19 protein-coding genes are annotated in these 15867 nt (G+C 34.0%); 16 read left to right on the plus strand and 3 right to left on the minus strand.

What is annotated here, in order from left to right; translation table 11 throughout:
- The first annotated feature begins 5 nt into the window (after positions 1-5).
- Positions 6-1418, plus strand: a complete 1413-nt coding sequence (locus ACTJIW_RS08570; RefSeq protein WP_440715222.1) for an undecaprenyl-phosphate glucose phosphotransferase — start codon at positions 6-8, stop codon at positions 1416-1418.
- On the opposite strand, the gene ACTJIW_RS08575 is transcribed toward ACTJIW_RS08570, so the two are convergent.
- Positions 1415-2152 carry a tyrosine-protein phosphatase gene (locus ACTJIW_RS08575; RefSeq protein WP_440715221.1) on the minus strand — a complete coding sequence of 246 codons (738 nt, stop codon included), beginning with the start codon at positions 2150-2152 and terminating at the stop codon, positions 1415-1417. The genes ACTJIW_RS08570 and ACTJIW_RS08575 overlap by 4 nt on opposite strands.
- Before the next feature lie 125 nt (positions 2153-2277).
- Here ACTJIW_RS08575 and ACTJIW_RS08580 point away from each other — a divergent pair, with 125 nt between their 5' ends.
- Entirely contained in the window at positions 2278-3465 is a 1188-nt protein-coding gene (locus ACTJIW_RS08580) for a DUF5009 domain-containing protein (protein WP_440715220.1), read from the plus strand.
- 93 nt (positions 3466-3558) lie between these two features.
- Here ACTJIW_RS08580 and ACTJIW_RS08585 read toward each other — a convergent pair whose 3' ends face one another.
- The gene (locus ACTJIW_RS08585; RefSeq protein WP_440715219.1) at positions 3559-4149 is read right to left on the minus strand and encodes a hypothetical protein; all 591 of its coding nucleotides are present in this window, start codon (positions 4147-4149) and stop codon (positions 3559-3561) included.
- Between the two features lie 120 nt (positions 4150-4269).
- On the opposite strand from ACTJIW_RS08585, the gene ACTJIW_RS08590 reads away from it, so the two are divergent.
- The 12 genes from ACTJIW_RS08590 to ACTJIW_RS08645 all read left to right on the plus strand — a co-directional run bounded on the left by ACTJIW_RS08590 (position 4270) and on the right by ACTJIW_RS08645 (position 13668).
- Positions 4270-5451, plus strand: a complete 1182-nt coding sequence (locus tag ACTJIW_RS08590; protein WP_440715218.1) for a hypothetical protein — start codon at positions 4270-4272, stop codon at positions 5449-5451.
- Between the two features lie 30 nt (positions 5452-5481).
- Positions 5482-6645, plus strand: coding sequence for a glycosyltransferase family 2 protein (locus tag ACTJIW_RS08595; RefSeq protein WP_440715217.1), 1164 nt, complete (start codon positions 5482-5484; stop codon positions 6643-6645).
- Between the two features lie 83 nt (positions 6646-6728).
- Positions 6729-8084, plus strand: coding sequence for a dihydrolipoamide acetyltransferase family protein (locus ACTJIW_RS08600; protein ID WP_440715216.1), 1356 nt, complete (start codon positions 6729-6731; stop codon positions 8082-8084).
- Between the two features lie 206 nt (positions 8085-8290).
- A complete protein-coding gene (locus tag ACTJIW_RS08605) occupies positions 8291-9061 on the plus strand; it encodes a 3'-5' exonuclease (RefSeq protein WP_073408745.1) in 771 nt (256 codons plus the stop codon).
- A gap of 84 nt (positions 9062-9145) precedes the next feature.
- Positions 9146-9757 carry a fumarylacetoacetate hydrolase family protein gene (locus ACTJIW_RS08610; RefSeq protein ID WP_073408744.1) on the plus strand — a complete coding sequence of 204 codons (612 nt, stop codon included), beginning with the start codon at positions 9146-9148 and terminating at the stop codon, positions 9755-9757.
- Positions 9757-10101 (plus strand): Hpt domain-containing protein, encoded by a 345-nt coding sequence (locus tag ACTJIW_RS08615; RefSeq protein ID WP_012026948.1) that lies wholly within the window; start codon positions 9757-9759, stop codon positions 10099-10101. The genes ACTJIW_RS08610 and ACTJIW_RS08615 overlap by 1 nt, the downstream gene beginning before the upstream one ends.
- Positions 10102-10263: 162 nt before the next feature.
- A complete protein-coding gene (locus ACTJIW_RS08620; RefSeq protein ID WP_440715215.1) occupies positions 10264-11517 on the plus strand; it encodes a competence/damage-inducible protein A in 1254 nt (417 codons plus the stop codon).
- 71 nt (positions 11518-11588) lie between these two features.
- A complete protein-coding gene (rpmB, locus tag ACTJIW_RS08625; RefSeq protein WP_008468080.1) occupies positions 11589-11825 on the plus strand; it encodes a 50S ribosomal protein L28 in 237 nt (78 codons plus the stop codon).
- Positions 11826-11852: 27 nt separating this feature from the next.
- Positions 11853-12035 (plus strand): 50S ribosomal protein L33, encoded by a 183-nt coding sequence (rpmG, locus tag ACTJIW_RS08630; RefSeq protein WP_008253902.1) that lies wholly within the window; start codon positions 11853-11855, stop codon positions 12033-12035.
- Positions 12036-12110: 75 nt separating this feature from the next.
- A complete protein-coding gene (locus ACTJIW_RS08635) occupies positions 12111-12263 on the plus strand; it encodes a DUF4295 domain-containing protein (protein ID WP_012026946.1) in 153 nt (50 codons plus the stop codon).
- A 265-nt stretch (positions 12264-12528) separates the two neighbouring features.
- Complete coding sequence (ftsY, locus tag ACTJIW_RS08640; RefSeq protein ID WP_012026945.1) at positions 12529-13482, plus strand: signal recognition particle-docking protein FtsY; 954 nt, start codon at positions 12529-12531, stop codon at positions 13480-13482.
- Between the two features lie 6 nt (positions 13483-13488).
- Positions 13489-13668 carry a hypothetical protein gene (locus tag ACTJIW_RS08645; RefSeq protein ID WP_044048176.1) on the plus strand — a complete coding sequence of 60 codons (180 nt, stop codon included), beginning with the start codon at positions 13489-13491 and terminating at the stop codon, positions 13666-13668.
- Positions 13669-13739: 71 nt separating this feature from the next.
- Here ACTJIW_RS08645 and ACTJIW_RS08650 read toward each other — a convergent pair whose 3' ends face one another.
- Positions 13740-14810 (minus strand): serine hydrolase domain-containing protein, encoded by a 1071-nt coding sequence (locus tag ACTJIW_RS08650; RefSeq protein ID WP_440715214.1) that lies wholly within the window; start codon positions 14808-14810, stop codon positions 13740-13742.
- 232 nt (positions 14811-15042) lie between these two features.
- Between ACTJIW_RS08650 and ACTJIW_RS08655 the strand changes: the two genes are divergently transcribed.
- Both ACTJIW_RS08655 and ACTJIW_RS08660 read left to right on the plus strand, forming a co-directional pair.
- Positions 15043-15483 (plus strand): hypothetical protein, encoded by a 441-nt coding sequence (locus ACTJIW_RS08655; RefSeq protein ID WP_121360363.1) that lies wholly within the window; start codon positions 15043-15045, stop codon positions 15481-15483.
- Positions 15464-15760: a DUF721 domain-containing protein gene (locus ACTJIW_RS08660; protein WP_012026942.1), complete on the plus strand. Its 297-nt coding sequence runs from the start codon at positions 15464-15466 to the stop codon at positions 15758-15760. Before ACTJIW_RS08655 ends, ACTJIW_RS08660 begins: the two co-directional genes overlap by 20 nt.
- Positions 15761-15867 lie beyond the last annotated feature (107 nt).

Here is a 15867-nt window from a genome sequence, read left to right on the forward strand (position 1 = left end):
CAAATATGAGAATTTTAGAAGAACTGTCAAGATTTAGAATGTCCAGATATTTCAAACTTTTGTTTGTATGCTGGGATGTCATTTTGTTAAATACTGCGATACTGCTTTCTTCTTTAGCCAGATTTGGAAGTTTAGACGAACTTTTAATAAAAGAAGAAAAAACAGTTTCTGTCCTGGCTAACTTAATTTGGATAGGACTATTGCTAAATAAGGATTCATACAGAATGATTCGTATTGAACGTATTGAATCTATTTTAAAACGAACCATTAGAAAAGTAGTTATTCATGCTTCGATAATTTCAATTATTGTAGTATATCTAAAATTCTCTGATCTTTCCAGACTTCGACTGTTATATTTCTATTTGTTCTTTTTTGTGATTTTATTGGTTTCAAGATATATTTCAATGAAACTTTTAAAAGAAATTAGAGCTAAAGGGTATAATTTTAGAAAAATTATTATCGTAGGGGCAAATGAAACGGGCGAAAGAATGCGAAAAATTTTGGCTAAAGATTTGACTTACGGCTATAAGTTTTTGGGTTTTTTTGATGAAAAAGCCGATCCTGTTTTTTCAGATCAGGTAATTGGCGGTTTTGATGAAATTCAGGATTTTATAGTTCAAAAAGAAGTAGACGAAATGTACGTTGCCCTGCATATAGATGATATTGCGGTAATCAATAAACTGGTTAAAATCTGTGAACAAAATATGGTGAGAATTAAATTTGTTCCTGATTTTCAGTTGTACACAAAATCAAGTAAAGTCGAAATTACTTTTTATGAAAATACTCCGGTATTAATGCTCCGCCGAGAACCTTTAGAGTTTGTTACCAATAAATTGATAAAAAAAGCTTTTGATGTTTGTTTTGCAGGCTTGGTCATTTTGCTGATATTTCCGTGGCTTTTTCCAATTGTAATGCTGATTATTAAATTAGAATCGCCAGGTCCTGTTTTCTTTAGGCAAAAACGTTCAGGACGAGACAACAGACCTTTTATTTGTCTAAAATTCAGAAGCATGTATGTTAACGATCTTGCGCACAATAAGCAGGCAGGAAAAGGAGACAGCCGAGTAACAAAATTTGGAGCTTTTATTCGTAAAACCAGTATTGACGAACTGCCGCAGTTTTTTAATGTATTTTGGGGAGATATGTCAGTTGTTGGACCAAGACCGCACATGATAAATCTGGCCAAAGAATACAGCGAATTGATTAATAATTATTTGGTTCGCCAGTTTGCAAAGCCAGGTATTACCGGCTGGGCACAAGTCAACGGTTATCGAGGCGAGACAAAGGAACTTTCTGATATGGAAAATAGAGTAGAATATGATATTTGGTATATCGAAAACTGGAGTTTACTTCTCGATATCAAAATCATAGTGAGAACTGTAATAAACATTCTTAAAGGTGATGAAAACGCCTATTAGAATTTAAAAAAATGATTATTAGCAATAACTTCCTTTAAGTTTGAAGCCGCATCTATTTTGATTTTTTGATGCATAGACTCTATATGACTGCTGTGATGTACATCTGTTCCTGTAAAATCGTACATTCCTTTTTTTAATAAAAGTTCTGCACTTTTTGCAATTTCACTTCCATAATAACCTACTGCCGCCAATAAATTAAGCTGAAACAAACAGCCCGATTTTTTCAGTTTTTCGTATTCGCTAAAATTTTTATGAAAATAGGTATATCTTTCCGGATGTGCCAAAACCGGAACATAGCCGGCAAGCTGAATATCAAAAATAATTTTATATAAGTTGAAAGGCGCACTTAAATACGATATTTCAACCAATATATAATTGTCTTTTAAAGTGAGAAGCTTTTCTGTTTTTAGATGATTTTCAAACCAGTCATCCATAAAATATTCTGCAGCGGCTTTAAACGGAATAGGTATATTTTCTTCTTTTAATAAAACCTGAGTTTCGTTTAATTTCTCTAAAATATCCTGTTCAGAATTGTTCCAGACATAATGGTTAATATGCGGTGTAGTAACAAATTGAGAAATTCCCAATTCCTGAAATGCTTTTGCCAGTTTAACCGTTTTTTTAATCGTCTTTGCACCGTCGTCAATTCCCGGAAGCAAATGCGAATGAATGTCGACATAATCGCCCGCTAAAAGATCTTTTAAAAAAGGTTTTGATTTAAAGAATGCTAACATGCGTGCAAAAGTAAAGAATTGATCTCGTTTTTATTTATGCTTCACAAAATACTTCAAAATAAAATAATGTAACAATGTAACAACATTTCAGAATTGTATTATATTTGATAAAAAAGTAATATTTTATGAAAATTAAAGAGAATTTATATAATCAAAGGATTATTTCGATTGACGCTTTACGTGGAATTACCATTTTTGTAATGATATTTGTAAATGAGCTTGCAAGCATCCAAAATGTACCTCAATGGATGAAACACATGCCTGCAGATGCAGATGCGATGACCTTTGTCGATTTAGTTTTCCCTGCTTTTTTATTTATAGTTGGAATGTCAGTTCCATTTGCATTTAACGCCAGATTAATAAAAGGCGACAGTCCAAAAGTAATCTGGACTCATACCTTAAAACGTGCTTTAGCATTAATTATAATTGGTGTTTATATGGTTAATTCAAGTGAAGGTTACGACGCCTCAAAAATGATAATTACACCAGCTTTTTGGGGACTTTTAGCTTATTCAATGCCAATTCCTATCTGGAATAAATATCCAAAAGACTTTTCGGTTGTATTAAAATCCATTCTGCAATATGGCGGTATGGTGGTTTTAATTGCACTTTATTTTTTATATGTTCAGGAAGAAACAGGAAAAATAGGAATCACGCCAAAATGGTGGGGAATTCTGGGTTTAATAGGCTGGGCTTATCTTATTTCAGTAATTTACTATTGGCTGGTTTCGGGAAAATTATGGGCAATGATTGTTTTTCTGATAGTCTGCGTTGTCGGAAATTCAGCAAACCTGACCCCGGGTGTAAATATGCCGGAATGGCTGGGATTTATTGCAGGCCATTTGACCCATGCTACATTAGTATCAGCCGGAATCGTAATTTCGCTTTTGTTTTTTGATAGAAAAATCGAGAACAAAATCAATTGGCCGGTAATAGGTTTTATAATTCTGTTTTTTGCCGCTGGATTTTTTCTACGTCAATATTATGGAATTTCAAAAATACACGGAACACCAGCATGGACACTAATTTCAGCCGGAATCTGCACCGTTCTGTTTTACTTTTTGTATTGGTTAATGGAAGTTAAAAAACAAACTAAATGGAGTGAGTTTTTTATGCCTGCCGCAGCAAATCCGTTATTAATTTATATTCTGCCGGGTGTTATTTATTATTTCTGCAAAGTTGTCAATCTTCATATAATTCCCGGATATTTTAGAGAAGGCGTTCCTGGAATTCTTTGGTCTTTAGTGTTTTCGATTATAATGCTTTACGTAATGAAAATCTTTAATAAGTTTAAAATTCAGCTTCATCTTTAATTTTTAGTCACAGTTTACAGTCGCAGTATTCAGTCACAGTATTCAGTCACAGTATTCAGTCTGAGACTGTAAACTGTAAACTGAGACTGAATACTATTCTATAACAACAGATTTTATCTCCAGACTCGCTCCCGAAACCGGATTATAATTCACAAAATTGAATTTACAGAGATTATGAATATTTAATGTTTTTCCGTTTTGATCACCGTCTTGTTTAAAATCCGTCCATGGGATTTTTATCGTTGTAAATTTTTTGGCAGAAACAGGTAAATCAACTCTGGGATGCGAACCGCCATGAATGCAGCCAGTTCCTTCTGCGTTTCCTTCTCTTGCCTGAATTTTTATAAGATGAGAAGATTTGTAAGTAATACTGAGGTATTTTGAACTTTCAGACAAATTCGTCGGAGCGCCGTCGTTAGAATCTGCTTCTGTAATCATTACATTCAGTTCGATTTCTCCAATCGGATTATCTTTTGCGGTAACTTTTATTATACCTTTTTCTTTTCGAATCCTGTTAATCGTTTCCTGATTTTCTAGGGCTGGGCCGGCAATATACCAGGTTGAGGTTTTTACCAAATCAAGACCGGAATTTGAAGTTGTTTCTGCAGCAGCGAAACCTAATATTCCAAACCATACAGTCAGGAAAAGAAAGACACTTAAAAAAGCCAGAATTTTGTTTTTCATCAAGAGAGAAATTGTTTACTGTATTCAAAAATAGAATTTTCTTTTTATTATTTTTAAAAGAACGTCTATTCTGAATAAAATTTTAAATTTGTAAGATATTGTTTTTGAAGAACTTAAGATATGAAAAATGCAAAACTTCTATTGGGTTTCTTTTTCTTTTTTCAAATGCAAGTCTGCTATTGCCAAAACGATTCTATTTCGAGAAATAACAAAGACATTCTCGATGTTTTGTATAAGCTTTTTAATAAAAACGATTCATTACGAAAAAGCGAGGATAAAAAAATAGCATTTTCCCTGCTTCCGGTACCACTTGATGCCAATAAAAATGCCGGTTTGGTCGTGTCGTTTTTAACTACCTTTTATCTTGGAGACAGCGACAATACTAAAATGTCGCAGGTTTCATTTTCGCCCAATTTTAGTTTTACCAAACAATATGTTTTCCCAGTTCAAAGTTATATTTATACAAAAGATAACAAATGGAATTTTATAGGCGATTATCGGTATATGATTTATCCGCAGGATACTTACGGTTTGGGCGGACATAATACAGATGAAAAAATGTCAACTCTGGATTATCAGCAATGGCGTTTTTATCAGTTTGCAACCCGAAAAGTAATTGGTAATTTCAGACTCGGACTGGGATTACTGCTGGATAATTACCAAAACATTTCCGAAGACTCTTATATAGATGAAGATACAGATTATGTTAAATATATGAATGGTGATTTTTCAGATGAAACTTCTTTTGGAGCTGCCATTCAGGGACTTTATGATTCCAGAGAAAACAATGTAAATCCGGAACAAGGTTTGTATGTTGAGGCAGATTACCGAATTAATACAAGCGGTGTCGAAGGAAAAAAGTGGAATTCAATTTATTTTGATGCCCGTAAATACCATTCTTTTCATAAATACAAACATCGGGTTTTAGCTTATCGTGCCTTTTACTGGTCTACTTTTGGCGGAAAACCTCATTATTTAGATCTGCCAAGTATTGGCTGGGATCGTGATGGCAGAACCGGACGCGGATTTACCAGAAACAGGTTTCGAAGTAATGCCCTTATTTATTTTGAAACGGAATACCGAACTGATATTTCAAAAAACGGATTCTGGGGTGCCGTATTTTTTACCAATATTTCCTCGGTTTCAAAGTTAGAAACGTATCAGTTTAAAAAGTGGAATCCGGCAATTGGAACAGGATTAAGGATTAAATGGAACAAGAAAAACAACAGTAATTTAGTTCTCGATTACGGAATTAGTAAAAACGACTGGTCATTGCGGTTAGGTTTAGCCGAAAATTTCTAACTTTCCCCAAAATCAAATTTTAAATTTTCAATGCAATTATCGGTTGTTATTCTTAATTATAATGTGCGTTACTTTCTGGAACAATGTGTTTTAAGTGTTCAGGAAGCCATTTCTGGTCTTGATGCCGAAATTATTGTTGTCGATAATAATTCATCAGATGACAGTTGTTTGATGATGAAAACAAGATTCCCCGAAGTTAAATTAATTGAAAACAAAGAAAATTTCGGTTTTCCAAAAGGAAACAATATTGCCGTTAATCAGGCAGGAGGTAAATATATCTGCATTTTAAATCCTGATACTGTCGTTGCCGAAGATACATTTACTAAAATTTTGGCTTTCGCCGAAGAAAAACAAGATCTGGGAATTGTCGGCTGTAAATTAATTGACGGCACCGGAAGTTTTCTTCCCGAAAGTAAACGCGGTATTCCAACGCCCTGGGTTGCTTTTACAAAGATTTTCGGATTGTATAAAATATTTCCAAAATCAAATCTCTTTAATCGTTATTATGCCCAGCATTTAGACGAAAACCAAACCGGTAAAGTTGAGATTTTGGTGGGAGCATTTATGCTTTTAGAGAAAGATTTATACCAAAAATTAAATGGTTTTGATGAAAACTGTTTTATGTATGCCGATGATATCGATTTGTCTTACCGTACGCTGGAGATGAAAAGAAATAACTATTATTTTCACGAAACCACTGTTTTACATTATAAAGGAGAAAGCACCATAAAAGACGAGTTGTATATGAAACGTTTTCAGGATGCGATGAACTTTTTCTATCAAAAGCATTTTAAAAAATCATGGTTTTTTAGTTTTTTCATCAAAATAGGAACATGGTTTTTTTCTTTTGTAAAAATGTTTCAGGGAAAACCAAAAGAAAAACCGCTGCCGGAAAGTTATATTTTGTACTCCGAAAATGCGAATTTGTCTAAAAAACTGGCTTCGATTTTAGAAAATAAAGTTCGATTTTTAGATTTCAAAAAAGAAAAAATGGTAAATTCGTGCCTGATTTTAAAGGGCAAAAAGGCAGAGATCATTTTGGATAATCACTATGTTTCATTCAAAAAATGTATCAATATCATAGAAACTCTTAAAGATAAGAACATTACTTTTAAGATTTTCCCTAAAAAGGCAAGTTATATTATTGGAAGTAATTCAAGAAATGACAGGGGGCAAATCATTAAAATTGAGTAAAAATTATATTAAGTGTAATTTATATTTAAAAATTTCAGTAATTTCGCAATCAGAAAATCAAAATCACCCTTTAGAATAATAATATGGCAAGATTTGAATTAAAGCTTCCAAAAATGGGAGAGAGCGTCGCTGAAGCAACCATTACTAACTGGTTGAAAGAAGTGGGAGACAAAATTGAAGCTGATGAAGCTGTACTGGAAATTGCAACTGATAAAGTTGACAGCGAAGTGCCAAGTGAAGTATCAGGAATTTTAGTTGAACAATTATTTGGCAAAGATGATTTAGTTCAGGTAGGGCAGACTATTGCAATTATCGAAACAGAAGGTGGTGATGCGCCTGCAGCAACTCCGGCTGCCGAAGTTTCTGCACCTGCAGAAGCAGTGGAAATAGAAAAAACTATCGAAGCGGTAAAAGAAACCGTAACTGCTCCGCAGGATTTTGCAGGGTCAGATAAATTCTTTTCTCCTCTGGTAAAAAATATTGCAAAAGAAGAAGGTATCTCTGTTGCAGAACTAGATAGTATCCAAGGTTCAGGAAAAGACGGCCGAGTAACAAAAGATGATATTTTTAAATATATAGAAGACCGAAAATCAGGTGTTGTACAAGCTCCGAAAGCAGTTGAAGAAGCTCCAAAAGCAGTGGTTGAAACACCAAAGGCTGTTGTTGAAACTCCAAAAGCAGAACCAGTCGCTCAAAAAAGCCAGCAGGCTGTTCCGGTTTCTGTAAACGGTGGTGACGAAATTGTAGAAATGGACAGAATGCGTAAACTGATTTCAGGTTACATGACAGCTTCTGTACAAACTTCGGCTCACGTTCAGTCTTTTATTGAGGTTGATGTAACCAACATTGTAAAATGGAGAGATAAAGTTAAAACGGCTTTCGAAAAAAGAGAAGGCGAAAAACTGACTTTTACACCAATTATGATGGAAGCAGTTGCAAAAGCGTTAAAAGATTTCCCAGGAATGAATATTTCTGTTGACGGTGATTATATTATCAAAAAGAAAAACATCAATTTAGGAATGGCGGCTGCATTGCCAAACGGAAATTTAATTGTTCCTGTAATTAAAAATGCAGATCAGTTAAACCTTGTTGGAATGGCAAAAGCGGTTAACGATTTAGGAAACCGTGCAAAAGCAGGGAAATTAAAACCAGACGATACACAAGGCGGAACTTATACTGTAACAAATGTTGGAACTTTTGGAAGTGTTTTTGGAACGCCTATTATTAATCAGCCTCAGGTTGGAATTTTAGCCCTTGGCGCGATTCGTAAAGTTCCTGCGGTTATCGAAACTCCGGAAGGAGATTTCATCGGAATCCGTCAAAAAATGTTCCTGTCTCACTCTTACGATCATAGAGTGGTAGATGGCGCATTAGGAGGAAGTTTTGTGAAAAGAGTAGCAGAATATTTAGAAGCTTTTGATGTAGACAGAGACTTCTAGTTTATTTAAAATAAAATTTGAAAACCCGAAAAATTTAAAAGTTTTTCGGGTTTTTTCGTTTATAAAAAATGGAGAAAAACAACTCGTTTTGTTTTGATTTTAAACTTAAAACCAACAAAAAAAGCCAATTTTGGTCAAAAAAATAAGAATTTGCTCAGGAACTTTGGCTTTAAAAAATTACATTTGTAATCTTATAAAAATTAAAAATGGAATTAAAACTTAACAAACCAATCTGCTTTTTTGACCTTGAAACAACTGGAATTGATATCGGTAAAGATCGAATAGTAGAAATTTCGATATTTAAAGTTTTTCCAAACGGAAATAAAGAAAGTAAAACCTGGCTGGTTAATCCAACAATTCCAATTCCTCCACAAACTACGGCAGTTCACGGCATTACTGATGAAAAGGTAGCCAACGAACCAACCTTTGCCGAACTTGCTCCGCTGGTTCATAATATGATAAAAGACAGCGACCTTGGAGGGTTTAATTCAGATCGTTTTGATATTCCGTTACTGGCAGAAGAACTGCTTCGTGCCGGGGTTGATTTTGATATGAAAAATAAAGTTTCGGTAGATGTTCAGACTATTTTTCATAAAATGGAAGAACGTACATTAAGTGCGGCTTTAAAATTTTACTGTGGAAAAAGTCTTGATAATGCACACTCTGCAGAAGCGGATACAATGGCAACTTACGAAATTTTAAAAGCGCAGTTAGATCGTTATCCGGAATTAGAAAACGATATGAAATCATTGTCTGAGTTTACAACTCGTAAACGAATTGCTGATTTTGCCGGAATGATTGCTTTTGATAATGATGATGAAGAAATCTTTACTTTTGGAAAACACAAAGGAGCAAAAGTTGAAAAAGTGCTGGAGACAGAACCAGGATATTTCAGCTGGATTCAAAACGCTGATTTTCCTTTGTACACCAAAAAAGTTCTGACAGGAATTAAATTGAGAAAATTAAATACAAAATAAGATTCTGAGTTGCTGAGCTTCTATGGTTCTAAGTTTTTTTCCTTAGCAGCTCAGTAACTTGGTATCTCAGTACCTTTAAAAAAAATGAAAATCATTTGTATCGGTAGAAATTATACCAATCATATAGAGGAATTAAAAAACGAGCGTCCAGATGAACCTGTGGTTTTTATGAAACCGGATTCGGCAGTTTTATTGAAACAGCATCCGTTTGTAATTCCCGAATTTTCTGAAGAAGTTCATCACGAATTAGAAATAATTGTGAAAATTAACAAAGTAGGAAAGTATATTGAACCTAAGTTTGCGCACAAATATTATGATGATATCAGCGTAGGTATCGATTTTACTGCCAGGGATTTACAGGATAAATTGAAAGCTAAAGGACTGCCTTGGGAAAAAGCAAAAGCATTTGACGGCTCTGCAGTAATTGGAGATTTTTTACCAAAAAGTGATTTTGTTTCGTTAGAAAATCTTACGTTTGAGCTCAAAAAAAATTCTGAAATCGTTCAAAAAGGAAATACAAGTTTAATGCTTTGGAAAATTGATGAACTGATTTCGTATGTATCGCAGTTTTTTACGTTAAAAATTGGAGATATTATTTTTACAGGAACACCAGCAGGTGTTGGGCCGGTAAAACCAAATGATGTTTTGGAAGGCTTTTTAGAAGATAAAAAATTATTCAGAATACAAGTAAAATAATGGCTTTAAAGTACAATCTTTCGAAAGTGTATGCGCTTTCAGACAATGACCCCGAATTTGTAAACGAAATTCTTAAACTATTTGTTACAGAAGTTCCTGAAGATTTAAAACAAATCAAAGAAGGAATTAAGAAAAAGGATCATAAGTATGCTTATTCGTATGCGCACAAAATCAAACCTACATTAGATTTAATGGGGCTGAATGTGGCATTTGAAGAAATTCTGCAAGTCGAAGCGTGGACAAAAGCAGAAGGAAAGAAAAAAGATATTATCGAAACTTTTAAAAGTATAAAAGTTCAGGTAAAAGACGCGATCAAAGAAATAAAAAAAGACTTTGATCTGTAAAATTTAATAATCCCGCTTTTTAACCAAAGGCGGGGTTGTTTTCTCTGTTTACGATTTTACTTCACATATAAACAAAGGTTTCTTTGTTTCCTGCCTCAAATCATTTCCGCAATCCTACTTCATAAATAAACTTATAACTTTATAAGTAAAACTTTTAATACTATGAAAGCAACAATAGTTACCATTGGAGATGAAATTTTAATTGGTCAAATTGTAGATACAAATTCAAATTTTATAGCTAAAGAGCTGGATAGAATTGGTGTCGAAACGTATGAAATGATTTCGATAAGCGATGATAAACAGCATATTTTAAACACTTTTGCACAATTACAGAATAAAGTAGATGTTGTAATTGTAACAGGCGGTCTTGGACCTACAAAAGATGATGTTACCAAAAAAACTTTCTGCGAATATTTTGATGATGAACTGGTGGTAAATCCAGAAGTTTTGGCTCACGTAACAGAACTTATCGAAGGATTTTATAAAAGACCAATTTCGCAGTTAAATAAAGATCAGGCACTTGTTCCGTCAAAATGCACCGTTCTTCATAATAAAATGGGAACAGCTCCGGGTATGTGGATGAAAAAGGAAAACACAGTGTTTGTTTCACTTCCGGGAGTTCCGTATGAAATGAAATATCTGGTAGAAAACGAAATAATACCAAAAATTGTAAAAGAATATAAACGCCCATATATAATTCATAAAACCATTTTAACGTACGGTCAGGGTGAAAGTTTAGTCGCAGAACGTATTGAAAACTGGGAAAACAACCTGCCTGAATTTATAAAACTGGCTTATCTGCCAAATCCGGGAAGAGTCCGCCTTCGTATGACGGCCCGCGGAACAGATAAAGAAGAGCTTGAAAAAGCAATAGAAGAAAATGTTCAGTCGCTTGATGCTATAATTCATGACATTATAGTTGGTTATGAAGAAAATGAAACCATCGAAACTGTAGTAGGGAAACTGCTGGCCAAACAAAATAAAACCGTTTCGACTGCAGAAAGCTGTACAGGAGGAAAAGTTGCGTCGCTTTTGGCATCTGTTCAGGGCGCTTCGGTATATTTTAAAGGAAGTGTTGTTTCGTATGCAACAGAAGCAAAGGTTAATGTTTTGGGAGTTTCGCAGGATTTAATAGACCAGTTTTCGGTAGTAAGTGCTGAGGTTGCGGCAGCTATGGCTTTGAATGTGAAAAACATACTAAAAACAGACTATGCAATTGCAACAACCGGAAATGCAGGTCCGTCAAAAGGTGACTCAGAAGCTGAAATTGGAACTGTTTTTATTGCTTTGGCAACACCAAACGGAGTAATTACAGAAGAATTTAACTTTGGACAACCGCGTGAAAAAGTGATAGATAGGGCGACTATTAAGAGTTTAGAAATATTACAGAAAGAAATTTTAAAAATTGTGCAATAATTTTTTGCTACAATGGTTTATTTTTCTTTTCTTTGCACCCTGATTTTGAATAACGATAAAAGATAAGTATAATGTCAAGAGTTTGTGACCTTACAGGTAAAAGAGCGATGGTAGGAAATAACGTTTCTCACGCTATGAACAAAACTAAGAGAAAGTTTTCTGTAAACTTAGTTAAAAAGCGTTTTTATCTTCCAGAAGAAGATAGATGGATTACTCTTAGAGTAGCAGCATCTACGATAAAAACAATTAATAAAAATGGAATCACTGCTGTTTTGAAAAAAGCGCAGTCAGAAGGATTTATCAAATAATCTTTTCCTAAATAAATATATAGCAAGATGGCAAAGAAAGGTAATAGAATCCAAGTAATTTTAGAATGTACTGAGCACAAGACTTCTGGTGTTCCAGGAACTTCTAGATATATTACAACTAAGAACAAAAAAAATACTCCAGACAGATTAGAGATTAAAAAATTTAATCCAATCTTAAAAAGAGTAACTGTTCATAAAGAAATTAAGTAATAATTAGAGATTTTGTAAATCTCAATGGTTGTTTGCCATTTGAGTTTTATAAAAACTTCAAATAACATTTGAATCATGGCAAAGAAAACCGTAGCATCGTTACAAACATCTTCTAAGAGATTATCAAAAGCCATCAAAATGGTAAAATCTCCAAAAACTGGTGCATATATATTCGTAGAATCTATTATGGCTCCTGAATTAGTTGATGAATTCTTGAAAAAGAAATAATTACAAATACAATATATAGAAAAGCTACTTTCTTTCGGAAGTAGCTTTTTTATTTTTATATTTGTTTAAAATTTTATAGAAACACCACAAATTGTGTTTTTTTTAAACATTTGTTCCCGCCATACTCTTTATCTTTACCTGTCTAAAAAAAGCCAGGCAAAGGATATCGATCCTGTCGGGGTTAGATTAAAAACAATACGCGTTCTATAAACATCAGGATTGTTTCAAAACTCAAGAACAATCTAAAACTAACAATAAATTAAAAATGAGTTTTTTTAAAAAATTATTCTCTACCGAAAAAAAAGAGACTTTAGATAAAGGTCTTGAAAAAACAAAAACTACTTTTTTCTCTAAGTTAAGCAAAGCTGTTGCAGGAAAATCTAAAGTCGATGATGACGTTTTAGACAATCTTGAAGAAGTTTTGGTAGGTTCAGATGTTGGAGTAAACACCACGCTGAAAATTATCGAAAGAATCGAAAAACGCGTTGCCGAAGACAAATATTTAGGAACAGATGAATTAAATCAAATTCTTCGTGATGAAATTGGCGGTTTATTGTCTGAAACCAATACAGGTGAAGCAACAGAATTTGAAATTCCAAAAGATAAAAAACCTTATGTTTTAATGGTTGTTGGAGTAAATGGTGTTGGGAAAACGACCACAATTGGCAAACTGGCTTATCAGTTCAAAAAAGCAGGTTATAAAGTTGTTTTAGGTGCAGCCGATACTTTCCGTGCCGCTGCGATAGATCAGCTGCAAGTTTGGGCAGATCGTGTAAATGTTCCAATTGTAAGACAAAATATGGGAAGTGATCCGGCTTCTGTAGCTTTTGATACCCTGCAGTCTGCTGTGGCTCAAAATGCTGATGTTGTAATTATTGATACTGCCGGACGTTTGCATAATAAAATCAATTTAATGAATGAGCTTTCTAAAGTAAAACGTGTTATGCAAAAAGTAGTTGCAGATGCGCCTCATGATGTACTTTTGGTTTTAGACGGTTCAACAGGTCAAAATGCTTTTGAACAGGCAAAACAATTTACCGCTGCGACAGAAGTAACTTCACTTGCAGTTACAAAATTAGACGGAACAGCAAAAGGCGGTGTTGTAATTGGTATTTCTGACCAGTTTCAAATTCCGGTAAAATATATTGGTGTAGGCGAAGGAATTGAAGATTTACAAGTCTTTAATAAATATGAATTCGTTGACAGTTTCTTTAAATAATTTATAATGAGTTTAGAATCTTTTAAAAATATTACACCGCTTACTTTTTATTTTGTGAGTGTTGTGTGCTTTGTTTTAGCAAATGTTACCAGAGATAAAAGCCTTTCTTTTTACTATATTTTATTAGTTTTGGGAGTTGTTTTTTTCTTTATGGGAATTTTGAAAAGACTTAAAACGAAGCGATAAAACATTATGTTTAAAAAAAAATCCGAGGATATTTTAGTTTGATAAAGTATTCTCGGATTTTTTATTTGCTTTTATTTGTACAAAGCACTGATTTTCTCCCAGAGGACTTTGTCAAAATCAGATAATGCAAGATTTTCATCATCTGCTGCGTCTCCCATTCGAATGGCAACCATATTTTTGCTTGGAATTACATAGATTTTTTGATCGTTTTTTCCTAAAGCCATAAACATATCACTTGGTCCTGTTGGGATTATGCTTCCCTGAAAAGTAAGTTGTGACTGCGGTAAATGATAAGAGCTTTTTCCATTTAACCACCACAAATAACCGTATCCTAGATTAATATTTTGAGAAGTGGTTGTTGCTTCGTTAAAATAAGCTTCATTTAAAATAATATTGTTTTCCCATTTTCCTTTATTCAGCATTAATAATCCAAAACGTGCCATGCTTCTTGTTGTGCTCGTATAAACGCTGTTTACGCCAAGCTGAACCCAAGTTCCATTCATTCCTATTTTGTCTCTTAATTTAGCGTTGAAATAATTTCCCCAGGTTTGTCCGCTTGCTTTTGCCACCACATCCTGCAGTTTTACATATACATTATGGTAAGCCCAGCGTGTTCCTGCATCGGCTTTGTATTTTAAAGAGGCAGGATCAACATCATCAGTGCTGTCATCAAGTCCAGATGTCATTGTGAGTAAATGTTTGCAGGTAATTAAATTTTCCTGTGTTAATGTTTCACTGGTCCATCCGGTTCCTAAATACTGTGAAACCTTATTGTTAATATTTAGCAGATTTTCCTGCTGAGCAATTCCGGTAACTGTCGAAGTTAATGTTTTTCCGGCGCTCGCCCAGTACCAGTTTGTTGAGGAGCTATGTCCGTTGAAATAATTTTCCAGAACAATTCGGCCATTTACTAAAATAATAAACGATTTAGAATGTTTAAGTTCCAGATAATCTAAAAGCGGCTGTACGGCGTTCTGATTCCATTTTAAGTCGGCGATTGATTTTGTTTCCCAGACAGTTCCTGTTAATGGAGGAAAGTACATGGTTTCTGCCGAGTCTGGATTTTGCTCTGGTTCGGCTGAATCTTTACTGCAGCTTATTAAAAATAGGGCTGTCAGTAATGTGCAGATGGTTTTGGTCATAGTTTATGTTTTTGGTTTAGGGCTTTGACCAAAAATATGTAAAATAGTTTAATGGGTTTTATGATTTTTTTGTTTCTTTTAAATGATATAAAGTTACCTTTGTATTCACTAAATTTCTTTTGAAAACGGAAGCCACAGCCCTGATGGGAGCGGTATCCTTTTTCTGGCTTCTTTAGCCGGGAAAAGATATAGCAGACAGCAGGATCAGCTCCTTATTAATATTATAATTATTATGAAAAACACTTTTATGATTTTGGTTTTATCGCTTTTGTTTGCAAGCTGTAAACAGGAAATAAAACCGGCAGATATTGCAAAACTAAACGGATATTGGGAAATTGAAAAAGTAGTTTTTGATAAAGGTGAAGATAAGGTTTACGGTATGAACGAGAATTTTGATTATTTCCAGATTAAAGGCAATAAAGGAACGCGTACAAAAGTAATGGCGCAGCTTGACGGCACTTTTTTGACAACGGATACTTTTGAAAATGTTTCGGTTCGATTTACAGACAAAGGAACTTTTCTGGATTACAAAACAGATTACGCAAAATGGAGTGAGGAATTGATTTCGATTTCAGACGAAACTTTTGTGGTAAAAAATGATCAGAACAAAGAATATCATTATAAAAAAGCAGGACCAGTAAATATTTTAAACGATGGCAAAAAGACTAAATAACGAAAGTACGATTGGGGCTGTTTTGCAACAGATTATTCAGGTGAATAAATTACAGCCTGGAATGGATCAAATTGATGTGCGTGAGGCTTGGAGACAACTAATGGGAAATGGCGTGAATACGTACACCAGAAATGTTGTTTTAAAAGGGAGTACGCTTTATGTTGAACTTGGTTCGGCTGTTTTAAGAGAAGAGTTAAGTCATGGAAAATCAAAAATCGTTAAAATGATTAATGAAGAATTAGGACGTGATGTTGTGAGGGATGTAGTATTACGCTGATTTTTAGTTGCAGTTTTCAGTCTTGATCTATTATAGGAAATAAAAAAATCCTGTTTGTATAACAAACAGGATTTTTTTTATGATTTACAATCACTGAATTCTGTGAC

It is taken from the genome of Flavobacterium sp. 22659, from assembly GCF_052044235.1.
Taxonomy (GTDB): domain Bacteria; phylum Bacteroidota; class Bacteroidia; order Flavobacteriales; family Flavobacteriaceae; genus Flavobacterium; species Flavobacterium johnsoniae.